12 protein-coding genes and 2 tRNA genes are annotated in these 12870 nt (G+C 43.4%); 2 read left to right on the top strand and 12 right to left on the bottom strand.

The annotated features are described in order from the left end of the window. Nucleotides 1-107: 107 nt before the first annotated feature. Complete coding sequence (locus tag KFV02_RS05095; protein WP_252380455.1) at nt 108-1949, bottom strand: protein-disulfide reductase DsbD family protein; 1842 nt, start codon at nt 1947-1949, stop codon at nt 108-110. Nucleotides 1950-2085: 136 nt separating this feature from the next. On the opposite strand from KFV02_RS05095, the gene KFV02_RS05090 reads away from it, so the two are divergent. Then, nucleotides 2086-2161 (top strand) — tRNA-Lys (locus tag KFV02_RS05090). Between the two features lie 161 nt (nt 2162-2322). Here KFV02_RS05090 and KFV02_RS05085 read toward each other — a convergent pair. The 11 genes from KFV02_RS05085 to mnmL all read right to left on the bottom strand — a co-directional run bounded on the left by KFV02_RS05085 (nt 2323) and on the right by mnmL (nt 11338). Continuing rightward, nucleotides 2323-2399: transfer RNA gene (locus tag KFV02_RS05085), tRNA-Met, on the bottom strand. Nucleotides 2400-2467: 68 nt separating this feature from the next. Continuing rightward, on the bottom strand, nt 2468-3475 hold the full coding sequence (locus tag KFV02_RS05080; protein ID WP_252380454.1) for a Gfo/Idh/MocA family protein: 1008 nt from the start codon (nt 3473-3475) through the stop codon (nt 2468-2470). Between the two features lie 55 nt (nt 3476-3530). Then, complete coding sequence (gene lpxB / locus KFV02_RS05075) at nt 3531-4637, bottom strand: lipid-A-disaccharide synthase (RefSeq protein ID WP_252380453.1); 1107 nt, start codon at nt 4635-4637, stop codon at nt 3531-3533. Nucleotides 4638-4727: 90 nt separating this feature from the next. After that, nucleotides 4728-6116 carry a tRNA uridine-5-carboxymethylaminomethyl(34) synthesis GTPase MnmE gene (mnmE, locus tag KFV02_RS05070; RefSeq protein WP_252380452.1) on the bottom strand — a complete coding sequence of 463 codons (1389 nt, stop codon included), beginning with the start codon at nt 6114-6116 and terminating at the stop codon, nt 4728-4730. 114 nt (nt 6117-6230) lie between these two features. Beyond that, nucleotides 6231-6905 (bottom strand): RNA-binding cell elongation regulator Jag/EloR, encoded by a 675-nt coding sequence (jag, locus tag KFV02_RS05065; protein ID WP_252380451.1) that lies wholly within the window; start codon nt 6903-6905, stop codon nt 6231-6233. 440 nt (nt 6906-7345) lie between these two features. Continuing rightward, nucleotides 7346-8953, bottom strand: a complete 1608-nt coding sequence (gene yidC, locus KFV02_RS05060) for a membrane protein insertase YidC (protein WP_252380450.1) — start codon at nt 8951-8953, stop codon at nt 7346-7348. Then, nucleotides 8946-9194, bottom strand: coding sequence for a membrane protein insertion efficiency factor YidD (gene yidD, locus KFV02_RS05055; protein ID WP_252380449.1), 249 nt, complete (start codon nt 9192-9194; stop codon nt 8946-8948). Before yidD ends, yidC begins: the two co-directional genes overlap by 8 nt. 86 nt (nt 9195-9280) lie before the next feature. After that, nucleotides 9281-9643, bottom strand: coding sequence for a ribonuclease P protein component (gene rnpA, locus KFV02_RS05050; RefSeq protein WP_353617294.1), 363 nt, complete (start codon nt 9641-9643; stop codon nt 9281-9283). Further along, nucleotides 9631-9765 (bottom strand): 50S ribosomal protein L34, encoded by a 135-nt coding sequence (rpmH, locus tag KFV02_RS05045; RefSeq protein ID WP_252380448.1) that lies wholly within the window; start codon nt 9763-9765, stop codon nt 9631-9633. Before rpmH ends, rnpA begins: the two co-directional genes overlap by 13 nt. A 101-nt stretch (nt 9766-9866) precedes the next feature. Further along, on the bottom strand, nt 9867-10355 hold the full coding sequence (locus KFV02_RS05040) for a methylated-DNA--[protein]-cysteine S-methyltransferase (protein WP_252380447.1): 489 nt from the start codon (nt 10353-10355) through the stop codon (nt 9867-9869). 20 nt (nt 10356-10375) lie between these two features. Then, complete coding sequence (gene mnmL, locus KFV02_RS05035; protein ID WP_252380446.1) at nt 10376-11338, bottom strand: tRNA modification radical SAM protein MnmL/YtqA; 963 nt, start codon at nt 11336-11338, stop codon at nt 10376-10378. Between the two features lie 358 nt (nt 11339-11696). Here mnmL and KFV02_RS05030 point away from each other — a divergent pair, with 358 nt between their 5' ends. After that, a complete protein-coding gene (locus tag KFV02_RS05030; RefSeq protein ID WP_289510082.1) occupies nt 11697-12737 on the top strand; it encodes a rod shape-determining protein in 1041 nt (346 codons plus the stop codon). The last annotated feature ends 133 nt before the right edge of the window (nt 12738-12870 follow it).

Genomic DNA, 12870 nt, shown 5'->3' with positions numbered 1-12870 from the left:
CGCAAGCTTCCCTGAGATGGGTTGCCCAAGCCGTTTGTAATGTATTTCAGAAACCAGGATTTTCAATCTGGTGGTCAAAATGGGTTTTGCCAGAGACCCATCAGCTTTTATGGCTTTGAGGCTGCATTTGCTAGCGCCTGCTTAATGGCCTTTTCCAGTTGGCTTCTAGTAAAAAGATCACGGATGATTAGCGGGCTTTGAGGGTTTTCCTTAGAAAAAATGGCCAGAGTAGGGATGCTATGACTACCCAGGGCTTTAAGCAGATTTTGGCCGGACGGATTGGCACGGGTTAAGTCAACGCGTATCAATCGCAGACCATGCTTTACTTTGAGGTCATTTAAAAAACCGGGCGTAAGTACTGTCTTTTCCAGAAATTTACAATTTGAGCACCAATCAGCAGTAAAGTCTAAAATAAAATTTTCCTGTCCAAGAAGGCGAGTAAATTTTTGACTCTCAAAATTTTCCCATGGTTCTGGGCTTTTGGGCTCTATAAATAAAAAGAAACCAGCGGAAAAGATCAGTCCAATGGCCAGGAGGCGAATGGACCATCTCTTCAGCCTGCTCTGGTTTAAGTTTGTCCATTTTCCCCACATCCAGGCCCCGAAGCCGATTACCCAAAACATGACCAAGGCGCGAAGTACAAGGCTGTCAGGCAAAAGACTGATTAGGTAAATGCAGGTCGCCAAAAGCAAAAAGCCCAGGATTTTTTCCAGGTAAAGGGTCCAGGGTCCGGGCTTCGGAAAGATGCGAATCAGTCCCGGAAAAAGGGCCATAATCAGGTACGGACTGGCCATTCCCAGGCCGATACAAAAGAGGACCAGCGCGATGATATCCTGAGGCTGGGTTAGGGTCCAGGCCAGTACTCCGCCTAGAAACGGTCCGCTGCACGGAGTGGCCAGGAGTGTAGCCAGTATGCCTGTAAATAAGGCCTCCGTATGCGGGTGTTTGATTGCGGTACTCTTGTGTTTGAGGTCTATAATTGGCAGATCATAAACTTCAAATAGACTTAAGGATAACGCGAAAACAAGCAGGCTCAAGACCAAGACGACCTTGCTATCTTGAAAAATTTGTCCCCAGGCCATGCCCGTTAAAGAGATAATCAGGGCCAGAGCTGAGAAATAAAGGAGCATACCAAGGGCAAAGAAGAAATTGTGGATTCTAAAAGCTCTTTTTTTTTGCCTTAAGCTTTTGCCTTCCGTTTCCCTGGGCAACATCCCCCGAAGTTTTAGACTGATAACGGGCAGGACACAGGGCATGAAATTTAAAATTAGCCCGGCTAACATGGCCAGTAAAGCGGCCCTGCTCAAATTGGTTACTTCCAGCCCCGGGGTAAATGAGAGTGGTGAGAAATTATAATGTTGAATGTTGAATGTTGAATGTTGGATGTTGGAAGATTGTGAGATGGATTTTAGCCATTGAACCCACCAGGGTTGATTTTGGGCTGGTTTAAGTTTGTTTAGAATTTGCGCAGTGAACTTTAGTTCAAGATTCGTATCAACAGGATAGCAGCTCTTAGCGGAACACAAAAGAAGACGAATGTGAGCAGAAATGGTCTGGTCTTGTCCTGGAATGGCCGGCAAAGGTATAAAAATAGGCGTTGGCCCCTCATAGACCCGGACTTCTATTTCGGGGTCAAAAATATCTTTCTGTTTTTGACCAGGAGGGTAAAAGACCGGAAGCTGGAGTCGGTCGTTAGCGGCAGCAGCGGGAGAAAGTGTTGCCGTAACAGTTGTGGGTTGGCCAAGAGAAGTTGGAGTGTGGGCGTAAGTGTGCCATCCTTCTTTGGGGATAAGCCATAAAATGGCCAGAGCTTGAAAATCAGTCCCGGTATCATCGAGGGTATACACTTCCCACTTGGTATCCAGGGGATAACTCTGTCCATAGGCAGAAGGGACAGAAAAGAAAGGGATGATGATAAAAAAAATAAAAAGTTTGACTATTGTTTTCATAAATTAAAACTTACCGGAATGTTGATATTTTACGGTCGAGTTTGATGTATCCGTTTTTACATATAATTTTTCTTGACAAAAAAAAAGGAGAGGTCTATCTATGCCAACCGTTGAGCAAGTCAAGTGCTTGACAAATGGGCCACTAGCTCAATTGGCAGAGCAGCGGACTCTTAATCCGGAGGTTCAAGGTTCGATTCCTTGGTGGCCCACCACTTTTGAGTATAATTCTGCCCTCGAGGAGACTACTCCTTGGGGGCTTTTTTTTGGAAAAATTATCCGAGTTTATCTCTCTCCAGCAAGTGCCATTATGTAAGGTTGAGAAAATAAAAAAGGGCTTAGCCGAGGTTGGCTAAGCCCTTTTTGTATTTTTTTTTGGTAGCGGGGGCAGGATTTGAACCTACGACCTTCGGGTTATGAGCCCGACGAGCTACCATGCTGCTCCACCCCGCATCAACAGAAGAAAATATTTGTCATGGTTTTAGAGTTTTGTCAAGAGTATTTTTCGGACAATATTGTTTTCAATTAAAGGCATTAAATTTCTTGGGGTGCTGGATTTGGTGTAAAATAGTTGTGGCTACTTCCAGGGCTTGAAGTCCCTGTTCGCCAGTGACTGGAGGTTCTTTGTCCAGCAAGATTGTCCGGGCAAACTCTTCAAGCTCGGCCTGGAGTGAATTTACCTCTGGAACTTTCGGTTGTTGATAGATAATATTTTTTTTCTTTTCACCAACTCCAATGGTGTCTACGAGCATGGAAAAACCTGCTTCACCAGGTTTTAAGTCGCAGTCTTCCAGCTTAAAAATTTCCGATTTTTTCTTTAAAAAATCAATGGAGATGTAGTGATTTTTTTGAAAGATACGCATTTTGCGCATGGCCTTGACTGAGATGCGACTGCTGGTGAGGTTGGCCACGCACCCATTGGCAAATTTCAAGCGGACATTGGCTATGTCTTCTGAGTCGGAGACCACAGCAACACCACAGGCGTCGATGGAGGTCAAAGGGCTTTTGACAATATGCAAAATAATGTCGATGTCGTGAATCATCAGGTCCAGGATAACACTTACATCTGTCCCCCTGGGGTTAAATTGGCTAAGGCGATGGGATTCAATAAACATAGGTTGTAAAGGGTAGTCTTTGATGGCCAGGATGGCTGGATTAAATCGTTCGATATGACCCACCTGAAGTTTGCGTTTCTTTTTTTGGGAAAGGGATATAAGCTCCCGGGCCTGGTCTATTGTTGAAGTTATGGGCTTTTCAATAAAGAGGTGACAATTGTATTCCAAGGCCTTTAGTGCTGTCTGGTAGTGATGAATTGTCGGAACGACAATGCTCACAGCCTCGACCTGGGTCAATAATTCTTCTAAGGAAGAAAAGACTTTTGTCTGGCAAGTGTCAGCAACTTCCTGAGCTTTTTTTAAATCGATATCATAAACGCCGACCAGGTTGATTTGGTCTATTTTTTTGGCAAGTTGGGCGTGGAAATTACCAAGATGCCCGACACCAATGATGCCATAATTGATTTTTCTCATAATCTTTCCTTCCTAACTCCTTTTTACCCCTTACCTCTTAATCCTTATCCCCCAATTATACATACTCCATCACGGCTCTGGCTGCCACCTGGGTAGCTTGGTTTTGGCCAAGAATCTGTTGTATCTTGGTTAACCCGGATCTGATCTTTTGTCTTTGGGTGTCATCTTCCTGCCAGGAGAGTGCCTTAGCTGCTATTTTATCCGGATTGGCCTGGTCCTGAATATATTCAGGAAAAATTTTCTGGTTTAAAATGAGATTGGGCATACTGATAAAAGGGACATCAACCAATAGTCGACCCACGAGATAACTTAACCAGGACAGTTTGTAGGCCGCAATGGTGGGTACTTTTAACAGGGCGCATTCCAGGGTAACAGTGCCAGAAGCTGCCAGGGCAAGACAAGACTGTGCAATGACCCGGTGGCGTTCTTTAGGCGGGTGGATGGTCACAGGAAGAGATTTGGGCCAATAGGTCCGGAGCAAGTCCATGTTGATGTGCGGGGCCTTTACAATGGAAAATGTAAGCTCTGGTTTTTTTTGTTTTAAAATCTGGCAACTGTCAGCAAATACAGGCAAGAGAGCTTTTATTTCCTTAACTCTGCTTCCGGGCAGGATGACTATTTTATTGGGGTCAGGTGTAATTTGATTTAGTTTTTTCAGGTCCATTACCTGAAGAAGGGGGTGACCGATATAAACAGTTTTTATGCCGTGCTGGGCAAAAAAACTCTGTTCAAAGGGGAAAATACAAAGAATGCGATCCACAAAGCGTTTAAGGAATTTGATTCGGTTTTTACGCCAGGCCCAGACCTGGGGGGCAATATAATAGATGACAGGAATCCCCAATTTTTTAGCCATTTTGGCCAGGCGAAAATTGAAGTCAGGGGCATCAAAAAGAACCAGGACCTTTGGCCGTTGTCTCTCCAGTTCTCTTTTTATTTTTTTTAAAAATCCCAAAATTTTAGGCAGGGCTCCCACCACCTCGGTTAGACCCATGACTGACAGGTCTTCGGCCTTAATTATTGCCTTTAGGCCAGCTTCGCGCATTGATGGCCCGCCCATGCCGATTATATTTAACCGAGGGTCTTTGGAGAGTAACTCCCGAATCAGTAAAGACCCATAAATATCAGCCGATGCTTCACCAACATTAAGCCAGATAGTGTTCATTATTAAAGTTAAAAAGGTATAATTGGAATTTTACAGATACATCAAAAATAAGATAACGCGTGCACAAGCATCAATCTAAATTAAATTACGTTATTTTCCTATACAGAAGTTTTCAAAAATTCTGTTCAGGACGTCATCAGGGGTAATCTCTCCTGTAATTTCGGCCAGGAGTGTACATGCATAATCAAGACGAGTGCCGAGCAGGTCATAGGGTATTTCTTTTTTCGCTTCCTCTGCCAGGACACTCAACTCGTCTCTCGCTTTTTCCAGGCTGTTTTTTTGACGCAAATTAGGAACAAGTCTGCCTGGTTCCGGTTCTTTTTTATGGCCGATGATTTTTTTTCGGATAAGTGTTGTTAGCTCTTTAAGGCCTTGGCCGTACTTGGCAGAAATAAAAAGTAGGTCAAGATTTTTTTCTTTAAACTCATTGGTCCAGTCAGGCTCAGTTTCAATTAAGTCCATTTTGTTAGCCACTAGGATCACTTTGTCAGCTGCTAGATTTCTTAGAATATTTCTGTCTTCGTGGCTTATACCAAGTTGAGAGTCAATAACCACCAGGCACAGGTCAGCCTTACTGATTAATTCCTGGCCCCGTAAAAAACCCTCTTTTTCAACAATATTGTTTGTCCTGCGTAGTCCTGCCGTGTCCACCAGACGTACAGGCAAGCCCTGCAAATTTATGGTTTCTTCGAGATAATCTCTTGTTGTTCCGGGTATATCTGTGACAATAGCACGTTCTCGCCCCAACAGGGCATTGAGCAGGCTGGATTTGCCGGCGTTGACGCGACCGGCCAGAACAACTAGTGCGCCGTCCTGCCAGATGTGTTCTTGTTTATAGTTGTCGATTAATTCGTTAATTTCCTGAATACAATCTTTTACTTTTTGTACCAGTTGCTCTCTTGGCAGACATTCCAGGTCTTCTTCCGGAAAATCAACGGCCACGCACAGGTCCTGACGTAAATTTTCCAGTTTTAATCGTAGCTCTGTTATTTTTTGTTTGAGCAGCCCCTTTAACTTGGCCTGGGCCATGGAAATTGAGGCCCTGGTGGGTGCTGTAATCATTTCGGCTACAGCTTCAGCCTGGGTTAAATCCAAACGGCCGTTTAAAAAGGCTCGATAAGTAAATTCTCCTGGCTCAGCAGGTCTAGCCCCCAGGCTGACCAGGGTTTCCACTAAGGACTGTAAAATAGCCGGCCCACCATGACAGTTGAACTCCACTACATCTTCGCCGGTATAGGAACCTGGTCCGGGCATGTAAGTTAAAAGCACCTCGTCCAAAGTTCTGCCTTTGTAGTCCTTGATCCAGCCATGATGCAGGCGATAAGGTTTAACCCCCTGGAAATCACTTTTAGCGGAAGTAAAAAGCTGTAACGCCAGCTTTAAACTTTCTTTTCCGCTTAAACGTACAATGCCTACTCCGCCAGGCCCCAGGGGAGTAGCAATAGCTACAATAGTGTCATTTTTATCTGGTTGATACATATCTTGGTTGAGTTGTTGAGTAGTTTATTGGTTGTGTGGTTGGTCTTTTAATCGGTAAACCAATAAACCACAAACAAAAGGCGGAGAAAAATTCTCCGCCTTTTGTAAACGCGTTTAGTAGCGTGATTCTTTGGATTTAAAGGTTCTTTTTCGTCTCTTCCTGGGCATAATAAGGACCCTTTTCATCGGCCCTTCACCTTTACTCTTGGTCTGAACACTATGGTCATCCTGTAATGCCAAGTGAATCAATCTGCGATGGTAAGAACTCAAAGGCTGTGTGCTCATGGTCTTGCCCGCCCTTTTGGCCCGTTGGGCCAGATAGATAGCCGTTTTTTTCAATTTTTCATTTTGTTTTTGCCGGTAATCTCCGGTGTCCAATTGGATACGTGAAGCTCCTGGCCATTTTTTGGCAATGATTCTGTTGGCAATGTACTGCAGGGCGGTAATTGTCTGTCCGTCGCGACCAATGATTAACCCGGAGTTTTCCTTATCTTTAATAGTGACCGTGATAGGTTCAGATTGCATATCAACAGATATTTCCGGATTGGGGGTCAGAGGCCTGGTCAGGTTTGTTATGATGTCTTCAATTAACTGTTCAAGTTCACGCAAGTTGTTTCTTTTTTTTGCTTTTATCTTGGCTTTTTTTACCCCCACCAATCCAAATATCCCGGATGAGCCACCAGTAATAATTTCGATTTCCAGTTGGTCGCGATCAGTTTGAAAGTGTTCACAAGCCTTAGCTATGGCCTCGTCCACATTCTTACCTGAGAATTCCACGAATTCGTCCATGCTAACTCCTTCAGTCAAGTGTATTGGCCCGGTTATACATATTTTCAAAGAGCAGGTTTAATTATCGAGGTGGTCTCCCAACCTAAGTTTCCATGCTTTTCTCTCCATTGCCCACAAGTCAAGGTTGGGAATTGTGCTCAAACTTTATTTAGTTTGCTGTTTAGAGTGTAGAGTTAATTTAAGTTTTTTTTGGATTAAGAGCTTTTCCTGGTAGCTATTGTTTATCTTAATTTTTTGTTAAAAAGAGTTACGAGTTACGAGTTTTGGGTTGTGTGGCATTGACTTCTTTTTAGAGCGTGCCTGGCTATGCTGTTATTTTTTGTTTTTATACTCGACACTCGTTACCCTAAACTCTAGATTTTTGACTTTAAACTCCACACTCTCTTTAGTTTGAGCCAAGGTTAAATTAAATGAACCGGGCGTTGTTAATCTTTCTTGAATTAAGATTTTTTGAGCATCCACCATTGTTGGGCGATGGAGAGAATGTTATTTACCAGCCAGTAGATCACCAGCCCAGATGGAAAATTCATGAACAAGAAAGTAAATATTATTGGCATAAAGAGCATGATTTTGGCCTGGGTTGGATCCCCTGGAGCAGGCGTCATTTTTTGTTGGATAAACATAGTTGCGCCCATAATCAAGGGGGTAATGTAAAAAGGATCTTTCGCTGACAGGTCTGCCAGCCAGACTATGTCTGTAAAAGGCAGATGATAGATAAACGGCGCGTGGCGAAGTTCAATTGCCCCAAGCAGAGCTTGATACAGAGCAAAAAATACAGGAATTTGAATGACCATGGGCAAGCAGCCGCCTGCGGGATTGACTTTATAAGTTTTATACAACCGCATTAACTCTTCATTCATTTTTTGTCGATCATCTTTATATTTCTCCCGGATTTTGGCCATCATGGGTTGCAGCTTTTTCATCTGGTTCATTGATTGATAACTTTTTTGCGATAGGGGCCAGAATAGGATTTTGATGATGATGGTCAGAATAATGATGGCCAAACCGTAGTTGCCCGTATAGTTATAAAAGAAATTTAGAACCTTGATTAAAGGTTTTGCAATAATGTCAAACCAGCCGTAATGAACGGCTGCTTGAAGGTCAGCCGGGGCCTTACTTAAATATTTATCATCTTTGGGACCAAGGTAATAGGTACAAGAAATTTGCGACTGCATATTACCCGCAACCTGGATCTTCTGGCTTAAGGCCAGACGATAGATGTTTTTTTCCAGTTTGGTCTTGAAGGTCATGTCTGTATCGCCAGGAATTAGACTCAGGAGAAAATAGTTGCTGGTAATAGCCCCCCACTTGACAGGTGGATCGACTTTAAGACCAAGTTTCAAGTCATCTTTATCGCTTTCTTCATATAAGCCATCTTCATTAAAATAGGCTATGCGGGTTGGGTTGTAACGATCCCCTTCTTTACTAAGGCTTGGGCTGGATATGATAAAAGAGAGTTCTCCCGGGACAAGACTAGACGCCAGGTTTAGTACCTGCAAGGTTTCTTTTATCTGATAAGAGTCTGCATAAAAATTTAACTGTCGGTGGAATTCAAGATTTCCCAGCCTGCCCACAAAGGTCAGTGTATGGGTTTGCCCGGAGCTAAGGATCACATCATTACCACTAGTTGACCACTCAGCTTTAATCCAAGTTGGTATTTTGTCCCACACAATACCCAGTGGGCCTTTGGGTAAGGCTTCCGGTGTGATCAAGTCGATATTCGGGGCATCTGGCTTTATGCTCTGTTTATATTTCTTGAGGATAAAATGTTCTAAAATTCCACCTTGTGAATTGAACACTGCTTTGTACAAGGGGGTCTCAACGGTTATTTTTTGCCCCCTGGCCGGATTAAATACGAGGGGAGAATCAGACACGACAGCGGATGAACTGCTTGGTTCGGTTTTTTTAGTCTCTTGGGGCGTTGCATTCTGGATCTGAGTCTGGTTGACTGAGTTCTGCTTTGGGGGAACAGGTGGGAAAAGCCAGTTCCAGAGAACCAAAACAGCTAGTGACAAGATAACAGCAGCGAGTACTCTTTTATTATCCATCGGCTTTATTGCTCCTAAAAATTGTCAGTTTATCAGGGACAGGGTCAATGCCCCCTGAGAATAAAGGGTTACATTTTAAAATACGCAAAAGGGAGAGGATCAAACCTTTACAAATCCCGTGACGCGTTATTGCTTCCCGGGCATAATTTGAACAAGTAGGATAGTAACGGCAACATGGATGATAGAGGGGAGAAATAAACTTTTGATAAAGCGAGATGCAAGAAACAAGGAATGTACGCATATTTTTATGACTCGTGATCCTAATTCGTGATTTATAAAAAAGGCAAACAAATTTGGACTCGAATAAAAGAAGCCACGAATTTCGAATCACGGATTATGTTTTTTTTCTATGATATTAATTACTGCAGCGAGTTCGTGTTCGACTTTGTGTAGATCCAACTTGTCCAAATCTTTTGTTTTTTTTGGCACAACAACAATATCAGCACTCAAGTTTATTTCATTTTGATGTAGGCGAAAGAATTCTTTAATCAGTCTTTTAAGGCGATTTCTTTTCACTGCGGAGCCAATTTTTTTGCTGACCGCAATACCGAGCCGCCAATGCCCCAAATCCTGGGGAAGAACAAAGAGAATAAAATGTGGTGTAAAATAACGACGGCCCCTGGAATAGCATGCAAGATACAGGGGCCGTTTAGTGATCCTGAATTTTTTGGGAAAAGTTAGACGGCTAATCTTTTCCTACCCTTTGCCCTTCTTCTGTTAATCACTTTGCGTCCGTTTTTTGTCCTCATGCGGACCAAAAATCCGTGAGTTCTTTTTCTTCTAGTCTTGCTTGGTTGATAAGTTCTCTTCATTTTTTTCGCTCCTTCCAAAAAAGTAAATTCACAAATTAAACTCAAAAAAGGACTTAGTCAAGCGGTTATGTTGGGAGAAAGCGTAGTTGGATGGGTGAATTTTAGATTACGCCTTCCAGGTGCAAGATCGTTTTTTTTAGTTCAAGACCCGGCCCAAAGCCTCCCAAGCTTTTTTGGGCAATGACTCTATGGCAGGGGACAAGTAGAGGCCAGGGGTTATGCGCCATAACTTGCCCAACCGCTCTGATGGCCTTGGGCTTACCGCACATTTGGGCCAGTTGACTATAAGTAACTACTTGACCAAAACCTACCCGTGTCAGCAGGGTCGATAGAACTACTTTGGAAAATGGCGAAACTCTCTCCCAAAAAAGAGGGGCCTCAGGCCATATTACAGATTTTTGCGTTTCATAATTGGCGATGTTTTGGGCGATAATTTTAGAATAAGGATGGTAATAAGAACATGAAGGGGTGTTTGCTATATTTTTTCCAGTCCTGGTTATGCTGGTGGAATAAATCTGTCCTTCTTTCCAGCTTACCTTAAGGATAAAAAAAGAATTGCCAAAAACTTCATGCTCCATGTACTTACTCAACTTTTCAACTTCTTAACCTCTTAACTTCCCAACTTCCCATCTTCCCGACTTCCTTCAAACCAGGGGGGAATGGTGTCGGGGTGCGAGGATTTGCCTTGCCATAGATTTTTATCGACCAAACTCTGCTTGATTTTTTTCAAAATAACATGTTTTTGACTGGCCCAGTCCGGAGCTAAGAGTTCGTTAGGAGCTGGGTCGCCGTTTAAACGGTGGATGACTATATCTGGTCTGAGCGAAAAAAGAGCTCGTTCTAGCCAGAGAATATACTCGTCCATGGTTAGCGGTTTGTAAACACCTGTGCGCCAGAGTTTTGCCAGAGGGGTATCCTTACAAATATAGAGGTTATGAATTTTGATGCCTGATATGGGCAGCTTGTTTAAAAAATCAATGGTTTCCAGAAAATCTTCCAGGGTTTCTCGGGGTAGGCCAGCAATGATATGGGCGCAAGTTTTGATGCCCATTTTATGGGCAAGGGTGGCGGCCCTGGTAAAGTCCTCGGCTTTATGTCCCCGGTTGATAAGCTCTAAGGTGCGATTATTGGAGCTTTGCAGGCCCAGATCTAACCAGATTTCCTGGAAGGGGTAAGAAGCTAAAAGGTTTAACTTATCATTGTCCAGGCAATCAGGCCTGGTGCCGAGACATAAACCGACTAATCCCGGTAGATTTTTTAGCTGTTCAAGTATCTCTTCAATTTTTTTTAACGGGCCGTAAGTGTTAGTATATGATTGAAGATATGCCAGAAATAGTTTGGCCTTATATTTTTTTGAAAATTTTTCTTGCCAAAATAAGTATTGTTCTTTCAAGCTTAAGCCCTTGGAGCCTAGTCCGGTACCAGACCCGTTTGGGTTGCAAAAAATACATCCGTTTCTGGAAATTGTACCGTCTCGGTTGGGACAGGAAAATCCCGCATCTAAAGGTATTTTTTGGACGCGTTCCCCAAAACGAGTGCGCAGGTAAGTTGATAAGCTGTAATATCGGTTCATGGCTCCAGGCAAGGGCTAAGAGGTATAAGTAATAGACAGAGTGGATGTTAGGGTATAGGCTCAAGTTCGTCAAACTCGACCGTGGAGCCGCTTTTAAATTATCTTGCTAGCGTGACCAGAAAAGGTTAAAGCGCAACGACAAGGGATTTTCGCAATTTACTTCATTACTTCATGAGAATAAAGGCTTGATGCTTAGTTTTTTGGCGCTGAGTGTTGAACAGATTTCTGAAGTTTGGTAGCCTGTGATTTGATGTTCTTCAATTTTGAGAGACACTGGGATCTGTGAATTTAAGACCCGTAGTCTAGGGGCTATTTTTTATGAATACGTTAAAATCTAAATCCCAAAAAGAGGAGATATATGCCTAGGATTTTAGATAAAATTTTTGGGGCCTTTTCCAATGATCTGGCCATAGATCTTGGGACTGCCAACACCTGCGTGTATGTTAAAGGCAAAGGTATAGTATTAAGAGAGCCATCGGTAGTTGCGGTAAAAAAAGATCATAAAGGAGTGAACAAGGTTTTGGCCGTAGGTCAAGAGGCCAAAAGGATGCTGGGCCGCACACCCGGAAATATCACCGCAATCAGGCCCATGAAAGATGGAGTGATTGCTGACTTTGAAGTTACAGAAGCCATGCTCAGGCACTTTATTTCAAAAGTGCATAATAGCAGGCGCCTTGTGAGGCCCAGGATTATTATCTGTGTTCCGTCCGGAATAACCCAGGTAGAAAAAAGAGCAGTTAAAGAATCAGCCCAGAGCGCTGGGGCAAGAGAAGTATACCTCATTGAGGAGCCCATGGCTGCGGCCATAGGAGCCAATTTACCTATTACGGAGCCTACTTCAAACATGGTCGTGGATATTGGTGGAGGTACAACCGAGGTCGCTGTAATTTCTCTTTCCGGGATAGTGTATAGTCGTTCTGTTCGGGTAGGTGGAGATAAAATGGACGATGCCATCCGCCATCATGTCAAAAGAAAGTACAATATGCTAATTGGTGAGAGTACTGCAGAATTGATCAAGACTACTATTGGCTCCGCATATCCTTTGGAACAGGAGCTTGAGATGGAGGTAAAAGGTAGAGATCTAGTCTCAGGCATTCCTCAGAATATCACCATAACCTCAGAAGAGATCCGCAAGGCTATTGCTGAACAGGTAGATAGTATTGTTCAGGGAGTACGGATTGCTCTGGAGCAGACTCCTCCGGAATTGGCGGCGGATATTGTTGACCGGGGAATAGTTCTTACGGGTGGCGGAGCTTTGCTTAAAGGGTTAGACCAGTTGCTTAGAGAAGAGACTTCCTTGCCAATTACTGTTGTGGATGACCCCCTGTCCACTGTGGTTCTCGGGTCGGGAAAAGTCCTGGATAATTTAGAAGTGCTTAAGGAGGTAACGGTAGATTAGTCCTTTAACTTTTCGGCCCAAAAAAATATTCTGGTCTCTGCTTTTTACCTTTATCCTCTATTTAAGTTTATATACTTGGAACTGGAAAACGCATTTTTTAGATCGCTTAACTGCCTATACTGGCCTGGAAGTA

This window comes from Desulfovulcanus ferrireducens (genome assembly GCF_018704065.1).
GTDB classification, from domain to species: Bacteria; Desulfobacterota; Desulfovibrionia; order Desulfovibrionales; family Desulfonatronovibrionaceae; genus Desulfovulcanus; species Desulfovulcanus ferrireducens.
This window is presented reverse-complemented; position numbering and strand designations above follow the sequence as displayed.

Coding starts and splice junctions, on each gene's coding strand:
- KFV02_RS05030 (WP_289510082.1), top strand. CDS start 11,697: ATGCCTAGGATTTTAGATAAAATTTTTGGGGCCTTTTCCAATGATCTG.
- KFV02_RS05080 (WP_252380454.1), bottom strand. CDS start 3,475: ATGAGAAAAATCAATTATGGCATCATTGGTGTCGGGCATCTTGGTAAT.
- jag (WP_252380451.1), bottom strand. CDS start 6,905: ATGGACGAATTCGTGGAATTCTCAGGTAAGAATGTGGACGAGGCCATA.
- rpmH (WP_252380448.1), bottom strand. CDS start 9,765: ATGAAGAGAACTTATCAACCAAGCAAGACTAGAAGAAAAAGAACTCAC.
- yidC (WP_252380450.1), bottom strand. CDS start 8,953: ATGGATAATAAAAGAGTACTCGCTGCTGTTATCTTGTCACTAGCTGTT.
- yidD (WP_252380449.1), bottom strand. CDS start 9,194: ATGCGTACATTCCTTGTTTCTTGCATCTCGCTTTATCAAAAGTTTATT.
- mnmE (WP_252380452.1), bottom strand. CDS start 6,116: ATGTATCAACCAGATAAAAATGACACTATTGTAGCTATTGCTACTCCC.
- KFV02_RS05095 (WP_252380455.1), bottom strand. CDS start 1,949: ATGAAAACAATAGTCAAACTTTTTATTTTTTTTATCATCATCCCTTTC.
- mnmL (WP_252380446.1), bottom strand. CDS start 11,338: ATGAACCGATATTACAGCTTATCAACTTACCTGCGCACTCGTTTTGGG.
- lpxB (WP_252380453.1), bottom strand. CDS start 4,637: ATGAACACTATCTGGCTTAATGTTGGTGAAGCATCGGCTGATATTTAT.